This is a genomic window from Thalassotalea profundi, assembly GCF_014653195.1.
Lineage (GTDB): Bacteria > Pseudomonadota > Gammaproteobacteria > Enterobacterales > Alteromonadaceae > Thalassotalea_B > Thalassotalea_B profundi.
In genome coordinates, this window is record NZ_BNAH01000015.1 from 21,489 (window position 1) to 40,229 (window position 18,741).

23 protein-coding genes are annotated in these 18,741 nt (G+C 36.8%); 12 read left to right on the forward strand and 11 right to left on the reverse strand.

Annotated elements, in window-relative coordinates:
* Window positions 1–49 precede the first annotated feature (49 nt).
* The 4 genes from nudE to rnk all read left to right on the forward strand — a co-directional run bounded on the left by nudE (window position 50) and on the right by rnk (window position 2,529).
* Window positions 50–607, forward strand: coding sequence for an ADP compounds hydrolase NudE (gene nudE, locus IE155_RS15865; RefSeq protein WP_189379236.1), 558 nt, complete (start codon window positions 50–52; stop codon window positions 605–607).
* Entirely contained in the window at window positions 604–1,422 is an 819-nt protein-coding gene (cysQ, locus tag IE155_RS15870; protein ID WP_189379237.1) for a 3'(2'),5'-bisphosphate nucleotidase CysQ, read from the forward strand. The genes nudE and cysQ overlap by 4 nt, the downstream gene beginning before the upstream one ends.
* 31 nt (window positions 1,423–1,453) lie before the next feature.
* Entirely contained in the window at window positions 1,454–1,921 is a 468-nt protein-coding gene (locus IE155_RS15875; protein ID WP_229817386.1) for a YciI family protein, read from the forward strand.
* Between the two features lie 194 nt (window positions 1,922–2,115).
* Complete coding sequence (gene rnk / locus IE155_RS15880) at window positions 2,116–2,529, forward strand: nucleoside diphosphate kinase regulator (RefSeq protein ID WP_189379238.1); 414 nt, start codon at window positions 2,116–2,118, stop codon at window positions 2,527–2,529.
* Window positions 2,530–2,577: 48 nt separating this feature from the next.
* Here the strand turns inward: rnk and IE155_RS15885 are convergent, their stop codons facing one another.
* From IE155_RS15885 to IE155_RS15905, 6 genes are all read right to left on the reverse strand, one after another.
* Window positions 2,578–2,793, reverse strand: coding sequence for a YheU family protein (locus tag IE155_RS15885; protein ID WP_189379239.1), 216 nt, complete (start codon window positions 2,791–2,793; stop codon window positions 2,578–2,580).
* Entirely contained in the window at window positions 2,790–3,761 is a 972-nt protein-coding gene (locus IE155_RS15890) for a hydrolase (protein ID WP_189379240.1), read from the reverse strand. Before IE155_RS15890 ends, IE155_RS15885 begins: the two co-directional genes overlap by 4 nt.
* Window positions 3,762–3,853: 92 nt before the next feature.
* Entirely contained in the window at window positions 3,854–4,543 is a 690-nt protein-coding gene (locus tag IE155_RS15895) for a flagellin (protein ID WP_189379241.1), read from the reverse strand.
* Between the two features lie 185 nt (window positions 4,544–4,728).
* Complete coding sequence (locus IE155_RS18030; protein ID WP_229817388.1) at window positions 4,729–4,860, reverse strand: DUF3149 domain-containing protein; 132 nt, start codon at window positions 4,858–4,860, stop codon at window positions 4,729–4,731.
* Window positions 4,861–4,961: 101 nt separating this feature from the next.
* The gene (locus IE155_RS15900) at window positions 4,962–5,702 is read right to left on the reverse strand and encodes a tetratricopeptide repeat protein (RefSeq protein ID WP_189379242.1); all 741 of its coding nucleotides are present in this window, start codon (window positions 5,700–5,702) and stop codon (window positions 4,962–4,964) included.
* Between the two features lie 66 nt (window positions 5,703–5,768).
* On the reverse strand, window positions 5,769–7,682 hold the full coding sequence (locus IE155_RS15905; RefSeq protein WP_189379243.1) for an ATP-binding cassette domain-containing protein: 1,914 nt from the start codon (window positions 7,680–7,682) through the stop codon (window positions 5,769–5,771).
* A 101-nt stretch (window positions 7,683–7,783) separates the two neighbouring features.
* On the opposite strand from IE155_RS15905, the gene IE155_RS15910 reads away from it, so the two are divergent.
* Window positions 7,784–7,975 (forward strand): YheV family putative zinc ribbon protein, encoded by a 192-nt coding sequence (locus IE155_RS15910; protein WP_189379244.1) that lies wholly within the window; start codon window positions 7,784–7,786, stop codon window positions 7,973–7,975.
* Window positions 7,976–7,978: 3 nt separating this feature from the next.
* Here IE155_RS15910 and IE155_RS15915 read toward each other — a convergent pair whose 3' ends face one another.
* On the reverse strand, window positions 7,979–8,221 hold the full coding sequence (locus IE155_RS15915) for a SlyX family protein (RefSeq protein WP_189379245.1): 243 nt from the start codon (window positions 8,219–8,221) through the stop codon (window positions 7,979–7,981).
* Entirely contained in the window at window positions 8,203–9,198 is a 996-nt protein-coding gene (locus tag IE155_RS15920) for a WD40 repeat domain-containing protein (RefSeq protein ID WP_229817389.1), read from the reverse strand. Before IE155_RS15920 ends, IE155_RS15915 begins: the two co-directional genes overlap by 19 nt.
* A gap of 126 nt (window positions 9,199–9,324) precedes the next feature.
* Here IE155_RS15920 and IE155_RS15925 point away from each other — a divergent pair, with 126 nt between their 5' ends.
* The gene (locus IE155_RS15925) at window positions 9,325–10,080 is read left to right on the forward strand and encodes an FKBP-type peptidyl-prolyl cis-trans isomerase (RefSeq protein ID WP_189379247.1); all 756 of its coding nucleotides are present in this window, start codon (window positions 9,325–9,327) and stop codon (window positions 10,078–10,080) included.
* A 72-nt stretch (window positions 10,081–10,152) separates the two neighbouring features.
* Here IE155_RS15925 and IE155_RS15930 read toward each other — a convergent pair whose 3' ends face one another.
* On the reverse strand, window positions 10,153–11,043 hold the full coding sequence (locus IE155_RS15930) for a S1/P1 nuclease (RefSeq protein ID WP_189379248.1): 891 nt from the start codon (window positions 11,041–11,043) through the stop codon (window positions 10,153–10,155).
* Between the two features lie 162 nt (window positions 11,044–11,205).
* On the opposite strand from IE155_RS15930, the gene IE155_RS15935 reads away from it, so the two are divergent.
* The 6 genes from IE155_RS15935 (at window position 11,206) to hemE (ending at window position 16,637) form a co-directional block, all read left to right on the forward strand.
* Window positions 11,206–13,128 (forward strand): metallophosphoesterase family protein, encoded by a 1,923-nt coding sequence (locus IE155_RS15935; protein WP_229817391.1) that lies wholly within the window; start codon window positions 11,206–11,208, stop codon window positions 13,126–13,128.
* A 158-nt stretch (window positions 13,129–13,286) separates the two neighbouring features.
* A complete protein-coding gene (locus IE155_RS15940; protein WP_189379249.1) occupies window positions 13,287–13,808 on the forward strand; it encodes an NADPH-dependent FMN reductase in 522 nt (173 codons plus the stop codon).
* A gap of 291 nt (window positions 13,809–14,099) precedes the next feature.
* Complete coding sequence (locus IE155_RS15945; RefSeq protein WP_229817393.1) at window positions 14,100–14,441, forward strand: DUF883 C-terminal domain-containing protein; 342 nt, start codon at window positions 14,100–14,102, stop codon at window positions 14,439–14,441.
* Between the two features lie 2 nt (window positions 14,442–14,443).
* A complete protein-coding gene (locus tag IE155_RS15950; RefSeq protein ID WP_189379250.1) occupies window positions 14,444–14,851 on the forward strand; it encodes a hypothetical protein in 408 nt (135 codons plus the stop codon).
* Window positions 14,852–14,904: 53 nt separating this feature from the next.
* Window positions 14,905–15,186: a hypothetical protein gene (locus IE155_RS15955; protein ID WP_189379251.1), complete on the forward strand. Its 282-nt coding sequence runs from the start codon at window positions 14,905–14,907 to the stop codon at window positions 15,184–15,186.
* A gap of 380 nt (window positions 15,187–15,566) precedes the next feature.
* Window positions 15,567–16,637 (forward strand): uroporphyrinogen decarboxylase, encoded by a 1,071-nt coding sequence (gene hemE / locus IE155_RS15960; RefSeq protein WP_189379252.1) that lies wholly within the window; start codon window positions 15,567–15,569, stop codon window positions 16,635–16,637.
* A gap of 91 nt (window positions 16,638–16,728) precedes the next feature.
* Here hemE and IE155_RS15965 read toward each other — a convergent pair whose 3' ends face one another.
* A complete protein-coding gene (locus tag IE155_RS15965; protein WP_229817394.1) occupies window positions 16,729–17,262 on the reverse strand; it encodes a SixA phosphatase family protein in 534 nt (177 codons plus the stop codon).
* Between the two features lie 29 nt (window positions 17,263–17,291).
* Window positions 17,292–18,728, reverse strand: a complete 1,437-nt coding sequence (gene sthA / locus IE155_RS15970) for a Si-specific NAD(P)(+) transhydrogenase (protein WP_229817397.1) — start codon at window positions 18,726–18,728, stop codon at window positions 17,292–17,294.
* Window positions 18,729–18,741: the final 13 nt, after the last annotated feature.

The following is an 18,741-nucleotide window of genomic DNA, read 5'->3' on the forward strand; positions in this document are numbered from 1 at the left end:
ATAGGGAGTATACCGAACCTAATCTTTAACAGGTAGACAAGTTTCATATATGGCAAAAACTACGGCATTACCTCAGATCCGAAAACGCACTACGGTTGCACGCAGTCAACTGTTTCGCATAGAACAACTTGAACTTACTTTTAGTAATGGAGTTGAGCGTGTTTATGAGCGCATGGAAGGTTCAGGGCGAGGCTCAGTTATGGTTGTTCCTATGCTTGACGGGGACACTGTTTTACTCATAAGAGAATACTGTGCCGGCACTCATAGTTATGAATTAGGTTTTCCAAAAGGCTTAATTGATCAAGGTGAAGAGGCAAATATTGCCGCGAATCGAGAACTAAAAGAAGAAATAGGCTATGGTTGCAATTCATTAACATTACTTAAATCGGTTGCTATGGCACCAACATTTTTCTCGGGAAATATGAATATCTACCTGGCAAAAGATTTATACCCTGAAAAGCTTGTAGGTGATGAACCTGAGCCATTAGACGTTGTGCCATGGAAGATTGATGATTATCTAACATTGTTAGCTAGAGATGATTTTAAAGAAGCACGCAGTATTACTGCGCTCTTACTGGTACTTGACCAATTAAGGGGTAACAAATGAACTTAGCACAATTATTGGATATTGCATTATCTACAAGCAAGAAAGCAGGAAAAGAGGTTTTTTTGCATTATCAAAGAGGCGACTATACCTCTGAAATAAAAGAAGATAATAGTCCTGTTACCAGTGCTGATATTGCTTCTAATGATATTATAATGGCGGAGCTAAAAAGGTTAACACCTGATATTCCTATTATTTCTGAAGAAGTTGGCCCCTTACCCTTGAAAGAGCGAGAACAATGGCAAAGGTATTGGTTGTTAGATCCTATTGATGGTACGGGCGAATTTATGAAAGGTAGTGGTGACTTTGCTGTAAATATAGCCTTAATTGAAGATGGTTGGCCAGCAATAGGTGTTATTCATGCACCGGATCATCAACTTACTTACTATGCTAGAAAGGGCTTAGGTGCCTTTAAAGAAGATAAAGAGGGTTGTCACCAAATTTATGTGGCACCTTATAATGGAAAGAGAAAAATTAAAGTGGCAGTTAGCAGACGGCAAGAATTGAGCTTAATGGACAAGTATCTTGATAAGTCGTTTGATTTTGAATACATTGCTTTAGGCAGTTGTTCTCTTAAGAATTGTTTAATTGCAGAGGGTAGTGCGGATTGCTATCTACGTATTGGTCCTACGGGAGAATGGGATACTGGCGCTAGTCAGTGTATATTAGAGCAAGCAGGTGGCTCTATTATTGATAGTGAATTTTTACCATTATCATATAATCAGCGAGAAAGTGTACTAAACCCAGACTTTGTTTCGTTAGGAGCAAGTGATATTCCATGGAAGCGGGTGATAATTCCACATCAAGCACGTCGTTAATTTCGACTAAAAGTTACTCGAGTACGAATGTATGAAATTTATTAATAAGATGTTTGTGTTAGTGTGCTTAATCACTGCAATATTCAGTGTTAATGCTCAAGAAATAAACCCTCGTTATGATCAAGATTTAGCTGAGAGGCTTGGTGCTGATGAATATGGCATGAAACGTTTTATTTTTGTTATTCTCAAGTCGGGTAGCAATGTTAGCCAAGATAGTGAATTAAGAAATGAAGCTTTTTCGGGACACCTTGCTAATATCAAAAGATTAGTAAAAGAAGATAAGTTGATTGTTGCCGGGCCTTTTGGTAAAAATGCCGATGATTATCGCGGGCTTTTTATTTTAAATGTTAAAACAATTAACGAAGCCAAGAAATTACTCGAAACAGACCCTGCAATTAAAGCTAATTACTTAGTGCCAGCATTATATAACTGGTACGGTTCAGCCGCTTTATCTGAATACTTAGATGCTTCAGACAAAGTATGGAAAATTACCCCTTAGTTGAGTGTTACTACCAAACTATATTCCACTGTTAATATTAAGTAATCGATTTAGTTTTAAAGCTTAGTAAATAAGCCTTATTTGTTTATTAATCTTTAATTTTTAATAAGATTTAATATGGCAAACCACTCGCTAATAATTACCAATGATCAAGTTTATTATTAGCGTTATGCAATTTTTTAGAGGTAGATAAAATGGATCAAAAACCTAAAATAATTATTTCATCGTTAGATGCTGAGCGACTTGATAACTTGCTTGATTCTTTAGGTAATAATCAGTTTCCAGGTAAGGATGAATTGCTAACAGAGTTAGATCGAGCAGATATTGTTGCTCCAGAAGAAATTCCATCAAATATTGTAACGATGAACTCAACCGTCAAGTTTAAAGAAGTTAGCTCTGGTAAAGAGTTTTCATTAACTTTGGTTTACCCACAAGAAAAACATGAAAACAATGAGATTGTTTCTATTCTTGCTCCCGTAGGTAGTGCTTTACTTGGGTTAAGTGAAGGTGACACAATTCAATGGCCTAAGCCTGGTGGCGGCTTATTAACCGTTGAAATTATTGAAGTAATTTATCAGCCAGAACGGGCAGGTGAATATCGCTTATAACCATGATAGAACGGGGTATTTATTGCCCTGTTCTTTGCTCTGCGCTCTTTAAGTAAATTGATCTTTTGGCAGTATATTAACGGTTTCGTGTAATTCTGAATAAACCAGCACCACTTCCCCAGATTTTAATTGCTCCACAACCTGTTGAATTTTATCTGCAAGGGTATATTCTTCTATGCCGTAATCAGTACCTTCTCTTAAAATAAAGCTTTCAATAACGGCATTAAGTGTGTCGCTATTGAGTGATTGATAAGGAATTATCATAAATATCTCGTTAAATACTGTGGTACTCGATGTTCTAACCAGTACATTGGGTTTAATGGATTATTGCCTGAAATAAAGCCTACGTGCCCACCTTTTTGACTGACTTCAAAGTGAACATTATCATTAAGATCAAGCTGTTCAATAGTGCTGTTATGGCATAAAAATGGGTCGTCTTGTGCATGAAGCACTAAACAGGGCGTATTAATTTTGTTTAAAAGAGGCTTGCCGCTTGCTTGATGATAATAATCTTGGGCATCAACAAAACCATTTAATGGTGCGGTATATTGGTTGTCAAAATCCCACATGGTAGTAATATTTTTTAGCTGTGTTTGATTAATATGCTGAACTTTGTTCTGATGTATTTTAGTGCGAGCACTATTTTTTAGCATATTAATTAAGTATTTTTGATAAATTTTTGAAAGCCCTTTATTAATGCGCTTGCTGCAACTTGCTAAATCAAAAGGCGCACATATCATTACCCCAGCGCTGATATTATGGTTAACTGTTTTAGCTAGATAATTGGCGAGAACATTACCGCCGAGTGAAAAACCAATGATTGCTTTCTTACTAGCAGGGTATCGAGTTTCAATTAAGGAGGCTAGATAAGTGACATCCTCAATATCACCACTATGATAAGAGCGCCCCAACTTATTAGGGTGTTGCCCACAACCACGGAAATGCATTAAAACACCGATCCATCCTTGATTTTTTAGTGCTTGGAGCATGCCTTTTGCGTAATGACTGTCAACTGAGCCTTCTAAACCATGAAGAAGAATAATAATCGGTTTCTTTTCTTGTTTATTAGGTATTTCTGTCCATGCTAATTCAAGTGAATCATGATCAGGTAATTGTAGTATCTCTCGAAAAGTATTGATTTTTTCATTACGACGAAACCATTTTGCAGCAATAGTTTGTAAATGAGGGTTAGATAACCACCATGCAGGTGTAAAAGTACTCGATGTTAACATGTTATTCTTAATAGCAAATGTAGGGGGTAGTATAACCGTAATCGATTATCTCCCCTAATATTTGCTATTAATATCTAAAGATGTCTATAAGTTTAAACCAGATTATTAATTAATAAGCCTTTGCGAGCTTCTTCATCTTTTTGACTAATAATTGCCGATTGAATAAGGGTTTGATTTTGCTGTAGTGTGGCTGAGCTGCTCGCATAATCAGTATCCTGTATACGTGAACGAGAGGCACTTACATTAACAGTTGTCGCTTGGTAAGTATTTACCTGATTGGTTAATACGTTGCTGTTGGCTCCTAACTCTGTGGTTACTTGATTTACTTCAGTGAGTGCATTAGCTAACGCATCTTGCGTACTACTTGGGTCATTAGCATCGAGTGAAGCTAAAAAGTTAGCGTTGCCTAAGACGCTTTCAGCTAAAGTATTAACTTGCTCAGTTAATTGAGTAAGCTCTGATTGTATGGCCGTTTTATCTGTCAGAGGATTACCCGATTGTATTGCTAGTTCATTAGCTCGTTGTAAACTTTCATTTATCGCAGACAAGCCGCCTTCCTTAACTGTATTAAGGTTGACATTATCTTGGCTGTTTATTGCGCGTTGTTCAGCTTCATTAATTTGTGCAGTTAATCTATTTGATATCTGCAAGCCAGCTGCATCGTCAGCGGCCTTATTGATTTTTTTACCGGATGCTAATTTTTCATCACTTTCATTACGTTGATTAGTATGCTGATGAAGTGCATTTAATACCGATGTATTGTGATTAACAGAAATAGCCATAATTTTGCTCCTAGCTAACCCGTGCGAAAACCCACTTGGTGTAAAGCTTAATTTTAGCAGAAAGTCTTTTAATAACTATGTTAAAAGCATGCTATTGTTGCTCTTGCTTAGCAGCTAATTGTTATTCAACACTTTTATTATTTAAAAATTAATTTATTTAAATAGGTTGAGCGGAATATTCTTAATTATTTTGTGTCTTCTTCAATGTGTTTAATAAAATAATAAACATAATAAGCACAAATACCTAAAAGCACGGTAAGGCCACCAAAAGAAATGAACACTACGGGGTCATTTAAAAGCATGTCGAAAAAGTTCATAACAAATCCTTAATTAAAAATATGGCTCCATACTTAGGAGCCATATCATTTTAACCAAAGTGAATTACTATAGTTATGATCGAGATCAATAGCTTTAACGTTTATAAAACACTTTTTGACAGCATTTTTGTACGTGAGTCAACTTGCTCGAGGATTTGTTTATATCTTTTTTCGGCAATTTCGCGTGCTATTTGTATGTCTTTTAAGCCTAAATTACGCTCATCCATCGCTTTGCTTTTTATTGCGGGCTCATAACCACTCTTAGCTGCGATAATATTCCAAATGTAGGACTCTTGTAGACTTAAACGTACGCCTTTACCTTCGAAATACATCAATGCTAAGTTAAATTGTGCAAATACATAATTTTGTCTTGCGGCTTTCTCGTACCAGCGGGCAGCTCGAGTTGGGTCTTTTGGCGTTCCTTCACCATTAGCGAACATCACACCTAAATTAAATTGAGCACTGGGTAAATTCTTATTAGCAGCTTTTTGCATATATTCGAACGCTTTTTTTAGGTCTTTTTTAACCAATCTTCCTTCAGAGTATATGACTGAAAGATTAAATAGTGCGTCCGGATAGTTTTGATCAGCAGCTTTCATGATTAACTCAAGCGCTTTTTGTTCGTCTTTCTTAACACCATGGCCATTAAGGTAAATTAATGCCATTTGGTATTGAGCAGGGGCGTATTCTTCGGCAAGTAAAGGAGTAAATTCTTCAATTGCTGCTTTAAATTCGCCACGATTAAGTTGGAAAACGCCAAGTTCATAATCACCAGTAAAGGCAAAAACATTGAAACTTGTTGTAACTGTAAGGGCTAGGGCAGCTAAAGTTAATTTCTTCATGATATTTCCTGTCATTATTGGCATCTCATCCTGTGTTTAAGTGTAGCAAGGCATTCAAATATTCACCTAGCTTTGTGCTTTAATTTTTTCAATTTGTTCTTCTATTTCTTCTTCAAGTGCTAACCATTGCATTTCAACCTCTTCAATATCTTGCTTTAATTTTATTTGTTTTTGCATGCAATCAGCTAATTTAGCTTTATGCTCAGCTTGATATATTTCAGTTTCAGCAAGTTGTTCTTCAACAAGTGTAAGCTGCTCTTGCCATTGGCTTATTTGCTGTTCAAGCTGATTAGCCTTCTTTCTCAGTGGTGCGGTTTGTTGGCGTAAATTAGCCTGCTGTTGGCGTAACTGCTTTTTATCAACAGTAGCTACGGTGGTGTCGGCTTTATTGGCTTTTACTACAATTTTTTTATCATCATTGAGCCATTGCTGATAGTCGTCAATATCGCCATCAAATTCAATTACTTTACCATTGGCAACAAGATAGAATTCATCAACACAAGATTCGAGCAAATATCTATCATGAGCAATTAATATTATTGCGCCGGAAAACTCTTGTAATGCGAGTACAAGCGCTTGGCGCATTTCAAGGTCTAAATGGTTGGTTGGTTCATCAAGTAATAATAATTGTGGTTTTTCTAATACGATTAAGGCTAAAACTAAACGTGCTTTTTCTCCACCAGACATTGTATTAATGACTGATAATGCTTGATCGCCACTAAAGCCGAATCGCCCTAAAAAGTTACGGGCTTGTAATTCACCATAACTAGGTTTTGCTCTTATTATTTGTTCAACAGCGCTAGAGCCTAGGTGTAATTGCTCTAATTGATGTTGTGAAAAGTAGCCAATTTTTAACTCTTGAGCACAATAACGTTCACCACTTAGTAAATTAATATCGCCGGCTAATGACTTGATCAAGGTTGATTTACCTGCACCATTTCTCCCAAGTAAACCAATTCTACTGCCTGGTACTAAAGTAATATTGGCATTGGATAATATTTTGTTGTCTTGACCGTAACCGCAATCTACCTTATCAAGTGAAAGCAAAGGGTAGGGCATATGCTCTGGTTGTTCAAATTGAAAGGTAAATTGGCTATCAACATGAGCAGGTGCGAGGTCAGGTAATTTTTGTAGTCGCTTAAGGCGACTTTGTGCTTGCTTGGCTTTACTTGCTTTTGCTCTAAAGCGATCAACAAAAGCCGTTAGATGAGCGACTTCTTTTTGTTGTTTTTGAAATTGAGCATCTTGTTGAGCTAATTGTTCAGCACGTTGACGTTCAAACGATGAATAATTACCTGAATATAATTTAGCTTGTTGTTGTTCTATATGTAATATTTGTTCGATAACATCATCAAGAAAATCACGATCATGAGAAATTAATACTAAAGTACCTGTATAGCGTTTTAGCCAGCGTTGTAACCAAATAACAGCATCCAAATCTAGATGGTTAGTCGGTTCATCAAGTAACATTAAATCAGCACGACTGATTAATGCTTGAGCTAAATTTAAGCGCATGCGCCAACCACCGGAAAAATCTTTTACTGGTTGGTTCAATTGCTCTTGCAAAAAGCCTAAACCGTGTAATAACTCGCCAGCCCGTGCGGGTAAGCTGTAGCCGTGAATAGTATCTATTTTATTTAGAATTATGGCTTCTTCGTTACCATTGTCGTTAGCTCTTGCTATAACTAATTCTTGTTCTAATTGGCGAAATTCTTTGTCACCATCAATAACATAATCGAGTGCAGATATATCTAATGCAGGAGTTTCTTGCTTAACGGTGGCTACTTTCCAACTGCTTGGCATAGTTAACTCGCCTGCATCGGGTTGTAATTGCCCAAGCAGCGCAGCAAATAATGATGATTTGCCACAACCATTGGCACCCACTAAACCAACTTTATGGTTTGGATGTATAGTAAAACTTGATGATTTAATTAAGTTTTTAACTCCTCGGTCTAAACTTAATTCAGTGGCGGTGATCATTAAAATTCCTTTGCGATAGTTAAATCGTGGTTATTGTCGCTTTTCCTACTAGTGTCTTTCAAGGTAAAATGTATTAACAATCCTATTTTATCGATAAAATAATGAAAAAACGATTTATAGCGGGTGCCATTTGTCCTAAATGTAAAGCAATGGATACTATGGCGTTGACGAAAGAAAACAATGTTGAGACAGTAACTTGTATAAGTTGCGGTGAACAAATGACACAGCCTGAAGCGCATGTTGAAAAAGAGGTTCGCTCGCAAGAACAAGTTATCGGGGTATTTAAACCTTAAATATTAATAATGTGGTGGAGGCGTATCGTCAGAAATATCGGCGACTTGTGAAGACGATGGTGACTCTTTCACTCTTCTTGCTAAAGCTTGCATCTGCTCTTTTAATTGAGCAATAGCTACTTGATGCAGTGTTATCTCTTGATTGAGTTGCTCTATTATATCGTCTTGAAAAGCATTTCTTGATTCTAGTAACTCTATGCTTTGTGCTAACGTTTCAATATTTAATGCTATTGGCTTATCGGCCATAATTCAGCGTATCCCGATGAAGATTCAGTTAATATATGGCTATTATCTCTAAAAGCGATGCTGTACACAACAGCCCCGGCAGGCCGAGTATCTTCTCTTGCGGTAACTCGCCAACTATTTAAGCGTTTGCCTGTGCGTAAATCCCAAATACTCACCTTACGTGAAGGCGCACCTGTTGCTAAAAATAACCCGTCATCAGAAAACTGCACCGCACTATAAACCTCTTGGCGGTTATTGTATTGCAGCTGACTGATCAGTTCTCCTGTTTTTAAATCCCAAATATTAGCGGATTTTTTACTGTCAGCGGTAAAGGCAAAACGACCTTTAGGATCAAGGGCCACATAAGTAACACGGCTTGGGTGGTTGAAACGATAAACAACTTGTCCTGTTTGAGTATCCCAAATATAAGCGACAAAGTCGTTACCGCCGGAAATAGCAATACGTCCATTTGGGAGAAGGTCAACTGAATTAACTTTTTCTTGATGGCCTAGAAATTCTAATCTTCGACCGCTATTAGGGGAAACATGTAAAACAACGCCGTTACTTTGTCCAATAAGGATTGAGCTTGCATTATTTGCAATGGCAATATCACGAACAGTAGTATCACTAATCTGCCAAAAACCTTCTGACTCACCTGTTTCCATATTCCAAATAGAAAACTCTGTGCGACTGGCGGTTAATACATGACTATTATTATTAGCAATATCAAGGGCTAATACTAAGTTGTCGGCATCGTCTTGCTGTTGCGACCAATTATATATAATAGAATTCTCTTCAATGCCCCATAAGTTAATACCATTTTCTATAGAAGAGACCACACTATATTTACCATCATTAGATAAAGCAGCTGCATAAGCTCCTTCAACGGAATGCTGCCAACGTTGAATAGGCTCTTTTGAAATAGGCTGACAAGCACTTAAAAAGAGAATGAAAGTTAAACAAATACTGTGACGATAAAATCGCTTACAAAATTCCAATAGATTTAGGCTTTTTTCTCTAGTCATTTATCGTTAGTATAAGTGGTTTTTCATGTAATGTTTAATATTACACATATTTTTAGGTCGTAAAACACATAAGTGCGGCTTGTATTGACGGAGAAGTAAATGAAATTGTTTAAACCCACGCTAGTAGCACTTGCACTTGTATCTGTAATTGGCTGTCAAGAAACTAAGCAAGAAGAAAAAGCCCCTGTATTAGATACTGAAGTTCAGAAACAAGCATATAGCTTAGGTGCTTCTATTGGTATGTACATGACGCGTAATCTTGAAGAACAAGAGAAAATGGGGTTAACGTTAGATCAAGACCTTATTGTTCGTGGTTTTGTTGACACCTTAGCGGATAAAGCGGCTATCGAGAAAGAAGAAATTCAGACGTTGCTCGTTAATTTAGAACAAACAATGAAAGCTAAACAGCAAGAACATGCAAAATTAGCTTCTGAAGCAAGTTTAGCAGAAGGACAAGCTTTCCTAGAAGAGAATGCGAAGTTAGAAGGGGTTCAGGTAACTGAATCAGGTATTCAATACCAAGTAATTACTGAAGGAAGTGGCGCAAAACCTGTAGCTACAGACACAGTAAAAGTTCATTATGTGGGCACATTAATCAATGGTGAACAGTTTGATAGTTCAGTTGACCGTGGCGAGCCAGCAGTATTCCCGTTAAATCGTGTAATTGCCGGTTGGACTGAAGGTGTGCAGTTAATGTCGGTAGGCTCTAAATTTAAATTTACAATCCCTTCTGAGTTAGCTTATGGCCCTAATGGTCGTCCGCCTCAAATTCCAGGTAATTCAGTTTTACAGTTTGAAGTTGAATTGTTAGAAATACAACAACCTGAAGCACCGGAAGAAGTAGGCGATAAGTAGATAGAATCTAGGTTTTTAGGTTCTAGGGCGCTAGGTTCTAGGACCTAGCTGCCTAAACTAATGTATTTGATGTTACAGTACTTGGATTAATATACTCGTAAGCCTATGTGCTGCTAATACAATTCTTTCTTGTAATATTTTGTGATACTTTTGGTGATAAGCTGAAGTTACTTCAATTTTCCCGCCTCTTAATGGTAAACATGTTTCTTTATTGTTTTTACAATAACCAAAACCTTCTGAACGCACTAACTTAATAGACTCATTTGCCCAGTTATACACTTGCATTTCTTGCCACAAAGGAGTGTTAACTTTGTCCATTTGAGTGGTTAGCTGTGAGTATAATAATTGAAATGGAGTGGTGTTTTTGGGTAATTCTTCTACATACAGAAGACATTGATCCCAATACCAATGTAAATTTTTACACTGACCATGTCTAGGTATAACGTCAACTTTATTGCCACCTAGATCACTGGCAAAACTTACATGCAGTGGTTGGTGAATGTCTCCCAGCCAATGACCTAAAAACATGAGTGCTTGTACTTTATCTTGTTCTTTTTTACTTACAGACAGTAGCTCTGAGTGATAAATAATCGCAGAGGTTAAGCAGTCTTTTTTGCAATCATTAGGCTCTACGCTATCTTGGTTGCGCTCGACGTTGACATAATGCCAAGGTTTGTAACTATCAAAAGTCTTATCTCGCTTTATAGCATCTGCCCATGTACATGCTTTAGCGAAGTTAATGGGACTATTTTCCTTTTGGTAATTGTAAGCGTTTATTAATTTGGTTGTTGCAGGTGTTAAATTTAAAAGTAAGTTATCAAGTCTATGCTGTTTAGCGTCATCGAGTAAATCATAACTTAGCTGACAAACAAGCTGGTGGCCTAACTTTCCTAAAGCGTAGCTAGAAAACGGTGTTAATAAAAACAATCCCAATATAAGAGATAATAGGATTTTAGTGTACATAATAAAATTCCAAAATTGGATGCGAAATAGTACAGAAATATAAATAAAGTCAGAAGATAACGGTATTTTTAGATAAAAGCTATTTTTTAGTCCTTGATCATGATGACCTTGAAGGGATACATTATTAGTTTGTTTATTATTGTTTTTCTTTAGGACGTAAGTTTGAAAAATCAGCTACCTGCGGTGATTGCTGGCCCAATGATCAGGCATGTTGATTGTCATCAGTTGACCTATTGGTTTGTGACGAGTGAACCTTTTACATTGGAGTTTACATTATCAACAGCGGTAGAAGCTGAGCCTCTCATTGACCTTGTATTAACCAGTGATCATCTACAGCAAATTCAAATAGGTGAACATGCTTTTATTAATTTAATTAATATAAAGAGTGAACAGAAACTTCCCTGCGGGCAAACGCTTTTTTATAACTTTATATTTAAAAATGAAGATCAACGTCATGCTCTTACAGAGCTTATTTCTAATATTTGCTACCAAAATCAAGCACTACCAAGTTTTGTAATATCAACAGATATTAGCTCTTTAATGCATGGCTCTTGTAGAAAACCACATTGTGAGAGTAATGATGGTTTAATACAAGTGGATAGGTATATAGATAAACATTTAAAGACCCCTGATAAACGTCCGGCTATGTTATTACTATCAGGCGATCAAATATATGCCGATGATGTTGCTGGACCTATGCTAGTTGCCATTCATCAGGTGGTTGCAATATTAGGGCTTTATGATGAATCATGGCAGGGAGCATTAGCTAATAACAGCCAAGCGCTTCTTCAAAGTGAATATTGTTATTATCAGCGAGATTTATTACTACCATTTGAAGTGGCTAATAAAGCGGTTTATGAGAAATTTTTTGCAGCAAGTAAAAAACCAATATTTACATCGGTTAATGCTAAAAATCATTTAGTGACCTTAGCAGAAGTGTTTGCTATGTATATGTTGGTTTGGTCCCCGGAATTATGGACCATTATTAACTTGGACAACCAAGCTATTGCTCCTAGCCATCAAGCTCTTTATCAAAAAGAGCAGCAACAGATCGAAAACTTTAGTCAAGGGTTAACACCGATAAGACGTGCTTTAGCACATTTACCTGTTTACATGATATTTGATGATCATGATGTAACTGATGATTGGAATCTAACACGAGGTTGGGAAGAGGCGGCTTATAACCATCCATTTTCAAAACGAATCATTGGAAATGCTTTAATTGGTTATTATTTTTGTCAAGGCTGGGGAAATGCACCTGATAACTTTAGTCATATTGAAAAAGAGGTTGCAGAGCATTTTTCTGAACAGGGCTATCAAGAACAAGATGGACTTATTAATATTCTCCTAGAATGGCAACAATGGCATTACAGCTTAGCAACATTTCCTAAGGTGATTGTACTTGATACTCGTACGCGTCGTTGGCGTTCTGAGAGTCGGGCAGGTAAACCTTCGGGACTAATGGATTGGGAAGCATTAACAGAGTTACAACAAGAACTGATTGGTGAAACTAATGTTATTTTAGTATCGCCTGCGCCTATTTATGGCGTAAAGCTCATTGAAGCCATACAACGTATATTTATTTTTTTAGGGAAGCCGCTTATGGTTGATGCTGAAAATTGGATGGCGCATAAAGGCACAGCTAACGTTATTTTAAATATTTTTCGTCATCAAAAAACGCCTCCCAATTTTATTATTTTATCTGGTGATGTTCATTACTCTTTTGTTTATGAAATCACTCATAGATTCAGACGTAGTAGCTCAAAAATTTATCAGATCACTTGTAGTGGTATAAAAAATCAGTTTCCAGCAAAGCTTTTGATTTGGTTTGAACGACTAAATCGATATTTATATGCGACTTATTCTCCTTTAAATTGGTTTACTAAGCGCAGACGTATGAAAGTTCGAGTGAGTTTACCTGTGCTTGAAAACAAATCTGAAACTTATGTTAGCTCACGGAGTACTCTATTTAATGAAAGTGGCATTGGTTTATTAGAGATTTCGGCTGACGGAGGGATTAGTGCTCAAGTGCTAACAGGTCAAGGAAATACTGTTTCATTTCGTCCGGTAAAAACAGCGCCTTAATATATAAAATTAATATTTCAATTAATGAGATTTTAATTCGTTTTTTTAGTTATATTGTTCTTAAAATGGAAATAATGATTTTCACTTTTGCGAGTTTATTCCTACTGATAAACAGGTTAAAGTTTCACAATCAATAGATATAACAAAGAGTATCAATAATGAAAGTATTAGCTTTTGCAGCCACTAACAATTCACAATCAATTAATAAGCAACTTGTAAGCTATGCAGCATCATTAGTCACGAATGCTTCTGTGGATATGGTGAATATTCATGATTATGAACTCCCCATTTATAGTCAAGATAGAGAGGCTGAATTAGGTCAACCTGAGTTAGCAAAAGATTTTTTTCAAAAAATTGGTGATGCGGATGTCATTATAGTGTCCTTTGCCGAGCATAATGGTACTTATACTGCCGCATATAAGAATTTATTTGATTGGATGTCGCGTATAAATCAACAAGTGTTTCAACATAAGAAAGTGGTGTATTTAGCGACATCGCCTGGACCTAGTGGTGCTAATAGTGTACTAACAACTGCAATTACGTCGGCACCGTTCTTTGCTGCTGAGCTAAAAGGCAGTTTGTCTGTGCCCAACTTCTATGACAATTTTGATGTTGAGTCTAAATGCCTAATAAATAAAGAGCTCGATAAAAAACTGCGTGAAATCATTGCTGGCTTATAATTAACCATCGGCTCTCTATTAGATAATATATGATTGCTAATAGAGAGCGCAATTTGTGCAACTAGCACAGTTATTTTCTTTCTTTTACTTCTCTTACGTATGTAAGCTTTACAACTACTGTGAATATATTTCGCGTATATTAGCAATTACTAACTTTACTATCCGTTCTCTATTTTTATAACTATTTGATTACTTAGTTTTTTTTGTGTTGGTCTTAGCTTTGCATCATTAATAATACATTCTACCAACAACATTGGTAGGGTATTTTTATCAATTATTAATGGAGGCTTTATGGCTAATTCAAGTACAAGTAAATCGGCTAATTCAAATAGTAATCCAACGAGTAATACAGGCAAAGCAAGTATCAATGGATCTTCCCCTATTGCCGAAAAAGTAACGGACAGCTTACATTCATCAGTAGATAGCTTAGGTGAAGCCGTATCAAAAGCAGAAAAAAATGTGCGTGAAACCGCTAATGCATCAAACAAAACATTGGCTAAAAAGCAAGCTAAGCTAAAGCGTAACTGGGATCAATCGGAAGTTAAACGATATGCGGTTGAAAACCCTGTTGCGACTGCGGGAATAGCATTCGCTGTTGGTGCAATAGTTACATCATTATTAAAGAGAAAATAATAATGAAACAGACTGATTACATTCATTCATCTTCTACCGCTGAAGATCGTCTTAATCAGGATAAACACTCACTAAAGCAAAGCGAAGATGCGCTATCTGCTTTAGTGGGATCGCTAGAGCAATATCTAGAATTACTTATCGCCCAGTACCAACAAACTAAACAGAATTTCGAAACCAAATTTCATTTAGCATTACGGGCATTATTGATGAGTGTAATGGCATTGCTTGCTTTTGTCATAGTGACATTGTGTTTGTGGTTTTCAGTTTCAGCGTTATGTGTTGTTGGTCTAGTGTCGTTAGGCCTTCATTGGTTAATGGCCACCTTAGGCGTGTTAATCGCTAATGCTGGGCTAGCTTGGTATCTTTTATTAACTTCTAGAGACTTACGCAAAAGCATCAAATTTAATTAAGGCTAAAGCTTTAGGGTATAGAGTTTGTGTTCTATATATTTCAGGAGCTAATTATGACATGGTTATCGAGACGTTTAGTTGAGAAACAAAAACGTCGAGTGCAAATAGCAGATCAACAATTATTTTTGCTAAAACAAGCTCAGCAAAATAATCGAGAAGAAATTAAGGCTAACTTCAAGCGCTTTACTCTTTCTAAAAAAGGATTATTGACCTTTACCGCTTCAGGGGCACTCTATGAATTACTTCAACAGAATGAGACAGAGCAATCGCAGATGCCATTAATAAGTAGTATGCAAAGATGGTGGGTATTAGCTGAAAAACTACAATTGTTTTAGATGTTGAAAGATTTTCCTTTGTAGCAATAAAAAAGCCTTACCAAAAGGTAAGGCCTGAAATGCTCGCTGTATGGGCTAGCTGTACCTAGCTTCTTATTAGTTATCTTGTTGTTCTTAACTAGCGCGGGGTATTTTATAACAAAGCAAAATTAAGCATGCAACAACTTTATTAGAGCATTTATACCACGATTATTTTCGTACAATCGTAAAATATATTAACATTATGATAAGTTAAATCTTCAATTACATGATACTAAAAGCAATTCATGACATTTATGTGAATAGAAACCTGATTTCTCGTTGATGTTTTGATTTAGAACATAGATCAAAAAAAATTCGAATGGTAGAATACGCGCACATAAATAATCGGATTGGCATAGATGACTGAATTGAAAAACGACACTTACCTACGCGCATTAATGCGTCAACCTGTAGACTACACTCCAGTTTGGATGATGAGACAAGCAGGTCGTTATTTACCTGAATATAGAAAGATTCGGGCAACTGCGGGTGACTTTATGTCGTTATGTCGTGATGCAGAATTTGCTTGTGAAGTAACCTTACAGCCTTTACGTAGATTCCCCCTTGACGCTGCAATTTTATTTAGTGATATTTTAACCATTCCTGATGCTATGGGACTTGGCTTATATTTTGAAACAGGGGAAGGACCAAAATTTCAACGTCCAATTACCTCAAAAGGCGATGTTGAAAAGATTGGTATCCCTGATCCTGAAGATGAATTAGGCTATGTCATGAATGCTGTACGTACTATTCGTAAAGCGCTTAATGGTGATGTGCCTTTAATTGGTTTTTCTGGTAGTCCGTGGACTTTGGCTACTTATATGGTTGAAGGTGGTAGCTCAAAAGCATTTACTAAAATTAAAAAGATGATGTTTGCTGATCCGCAAACATTACACTTGTTATTAGATAAACTTGCAGACTCTGTTATTACTTATTTGAATGCCCAAATTGCAGCTGGTGCACAATCAGTCATGGTATTTGATACATGGGGTGGTGTCTTGTCTCCTCGTGACTATAAAGATTTTTCTTTACAATATATGGCGAAAATTGTTGATGGTTTAACACGTCATGCTGATGGTCGAGCGGTTCCTGTTACTTTATTTACCAAAAATGGCGGTATGTGGATTGAAGATATTGCCGCCACAGGTTGTGATGCCGTTGGGCTCGATTGGACAATAGATATAGAAAATGCAAAAGCCCGCATTGGCGATAAAGTTGCCTTACAAGGGAATATGGACCCTTCAATGCTTTATGCGCCTAAAGAGCGTATTGAACAGGAAGTGAGTAAAATTTTAGCTGGCTTTGGAGAGGGTGGAACTGGCCATGTGTTTAACTTAGGGCATGGTATTCATCCCGATGTTAACCCAGAGCATGCAGGTTACTTTATTGAAGCGGTGCGTCGTTTAAGTAAGCCGTATCATCAAAAGTAAGTAACATTTGAATGTAAAAATATAAAAAAGGAGCTAAGGCTCCTTTTTTTGACTAAAAATGAATTTAAAGCCTTAGTACAGCTTATCTTTATTATTGACAGCTGAGCGGCTGCCTTAATAGCGTTAATTGCGAATTATCTCCCTGAAAATTGACTTGATAAAGCATTTGATATTCAGCTTCAGTAATTTCCTTTACCGGAGTATTAGCAACTAATGCGGTCAACTGTGGTGTCGTATTACTATGCCCCACTATCAGTGTATTTGTTTTAGCCTTTTTTACTTGCTGTGCAAAACTAGCTAAATCACTTGCAGAGTAGGGGATGACTTCCAAATGAAGTTGTTTCGCTAATGGTGCCGCTGTTTGCTCAGTTCTTAAGGTTTGAGTACTGTAAATTTTTTTAATATTGGCTTGTTTAAGTATTACTGCTAGCTGCTTCGAGCGTTTTGTTCCACAAGCAGTTAATGGCGGATTCTTTTTATCCACAGTGCTGTTAGCTACTTTTTCTGCGTGCCTGACTAAATAAATACTAAACTGTTCTTCATTCGAAGCGTTTGCAAAGCTTATTGGGCTGTTCAAAAGAAAGCTCATGAGAATTAAATTAAGGTGAAGTAATAATTTTCTCATGAGGTTTTCCTTTTTATATTTTACTAAGTTTAAAATAAACGGTTTAGCCCATTTAATGCCGCTACTCTAAACGCTTCAGCCATTGTTGGGTAGTTAAAAGTGGTTTCAACAAAGTATTCGATGGTATTGCCACCATTTTTTTGTTGCATAATCGCCTGCCCAATATGAATGATTTCGGCAGCGTTTTCCCCGAAACAATGAATACCCAATATTTCTTTGGTCTCACGATGAAAAAGTATTTTTAATGAGCCTACTAAGCTATGGGCAATTTGTGCACGAGCAAGATGTTTAAATTGCGAACGACCAACTTCATATGGTATTTTTGCTTCAGTAAGCTCTTGTTCTGTTTTACCAACAGAACTAATTTCAGGAATAGTAAAAATTCCCGTTGGTATATCGGCAATTAATTTAGCCGTGCTTTGATTGTCTATCATGGCTGATGCCGCTAGGCGACCTTGATCATAGGCAGCACTTGCTAAGCTTGGATAGCCTATAACATCACCTACAGCATAAATATTTTCTACTTGGGTTTGATAATGGTCGTTAACTTTTAGTTGTCCCCGCCCATCAGCTTTTAATCCGGCATTTTCAACATTTAAGTCAGCTGTATTACCTGTACGTCCGTTTGCCCACAATAAGCAATCGGCTTTCATTTTTTTACCCGAAGCTAGATGCACAATTACAGATTCATCTGTTGTTTCAACACGCTCAATTTGCTCGCCATGACGAATAACCACACCATTATTCCATAGGTGGTAGCTTAAAGAGTCTGACATTTCGTCATCAAGAAAAGATAGTAAGCGTTCACGGGTATTGATTAAATCTACTTTTACACCTAATCCTCTAAAAATTGACGCGTATTCGCTACCAATAACTCCCGCGCCATAAATAATAATAGAGCGGGGATCATGGGTTAAGGTTAAAATAGTATCTGAGTCATAAACTCTCGGGTGTTTAAAGTCTATATCATTTGGTCTGTACGGATGAGACCCTGTCGCTATGACAATTTGCTTTGCTGTGATTTTTTCAATAGAACCATCATTTTTAAGAATTTGTAACGTATTCGCATCAATAAAAGAAGCCTCACCTACAAGGTGTTCCACTCGATTGCGATCATAAAAACCACTGCGTAACTGTACTTGCTTTCGAATAACAGCTGAAGCATGTTTTAAAATTTCAGGAAAAGTTAACCGTTTCGCTTTTTCATGGCCACGGAATAAAGGGTTTGAATTATATTCGATTAAACGTCGAACACTTTGACGTAAGGCTTTAGACGGGATTGTACCCCAGTGTGTACATCCACCACCCACATCTTTATAACGCTCAACAATAGCAACTTTTTTATCTTTTTTAGACAATTCCATTGCGGTACCTTCACCGCCTGGTCCTGTTCCTATAATTATTGCATCATAATCATATTGAATTTTTGGTTTGTTTGTTTGATTTGGGGTTGGTTTATTGGTCAAAATAACGGCCCTA

Bases quoted from the DNA above. Each gene is read 5' to 3' on its own strand.
- IE155_RS15955 (WP_189379251.1), top strand. From the start codon at position 14,905: ATGACATGGTTATCGAGACGTTTAGTTGAGAAACAAAAACGTCGAGTG.
- IE155_RS15885 (WP_189379239.1), bottom strand. From the start codon at position 2,793: ATGATAATTCCTTATCAATCACTCAATAGCGACACACTTAATGCCGTT.
- IE155_RS15910 (WP_189379244.1), top strand. From the start codon at position 7,784: ATGAAAAAACGATTTATAGCGGGTGCCATTTGTCCTAAATGTAAAGCA.
- IE155_RS15915 (WP_189379245.1), bottom strand. From the start codon at position 8,221: ATGGCCGATAAGCCAATAGCATTAAATATTGAAACGTTAGCACAAAGC.
- IE155_RS15925 (WP_189379247.1), top strand. From the start codon at position 9,325: ATGAAATTGTTTAAACCCACGCTAGTAGCACTTGCACTTGTATCTGTA.
- hemE (WP_189379252.1), top strand. From the start codon at position 15,567: ATGACTGAATTGAAAAACGACACTTACCTACGCGCATTAATGCGTCAA.
- IE155_RS15905 (WP_189379243.1), bottom strand. From the start codon at position 7,682: ATGATCACCGCCACTGAATTAAGTTTAGACCGAGGAGTTAAAAACTTA.
- nudE (WP_189379236.1), top strand. From the start codon at position 50: ATGGCAAAAACTACGGCATTACCTCAGATCCGAAAACGCACTACGGTT.
- rnk (WP_189379238.1), top strand. From the start codon at position 2,116: ATGGATCAAAAACCTAAAATAATTATTTCATCGTTAGATGCTGAGCGA.
- IE155_RS15895 (WP_189379241.1), bottom strand. From the start codon at position 4,543: ATGGCTATTTCTGTTAATCACAATACATCGGTATTAAATGCACTTCAT.
- IE155_RS15900 (WP_189379242.1), bottom strand. From the start codon at position 5,702: ATGAAGAAATTAACTTTAGCTGCCCTAGCCCTTACAGTTACAACAAGT.
- IE155_RS15875 (WP_229817386.1), top strand. From the start codon at position 1,454: ATGAAATTTATTAATAAGATGTTTGTGTTAGTGTGCTTAATCACTGCA.
- IE155_RS15890 (WP_189379240.1), bottom strand. From the start codon at position 3,761: ATGTTAACATCGAGTACTTTTACACCTGCATGGTGGTTATCTAACCCT.
- IE155_RS18030 (WP_229817388.1), bottom strand. From the start codon at position 4,860: ATGAACTTTTTCGACATGCTTTTAAATGACCCCGTAGTGTTCATTTCT.
- IE155_RS15950 (WP_189379250.1), top strand. From the start codon at position 14,444: ATGAAACAGACTGATTACATTCATTCATCTTCTACCGCTGAAGATCGT.
- IE155_RS15965 (WP_229817394.1), bottom strand. From the start codon at position 17,262: ATGAGAAAATTATTACTTCACCTTAATTTAATTCTCATGAGCTTTCTT.
- IE155_RS15945 (WP_229817393.1), top strand. From the start codon at position 14,100: ATGGCTAATTCAAGTACAAGTAAATCGGCTAATTCAAATAGTAATCCA.
- cysQ (WP_189379237.1), top strand. From the start codon at position 604: ATGAACTTAGCACAATTATTGGATATTGCATTATCTACAAGCAAGAAA.
- IE155_RS15940 (WP_189379249.1), top strand. From the start codon at position 13,287: ATGAAAGTATTAGCTTTTGCAGCCACTAACAATTCACAATCAATTAAT.
- IE155_RS15930 (WP_189379248.1), bottom strand. From the start codon at position 11,043: ATGTACACTAAAATCCTATTATCTCTTATATTGGGATTGTTTTTATTA.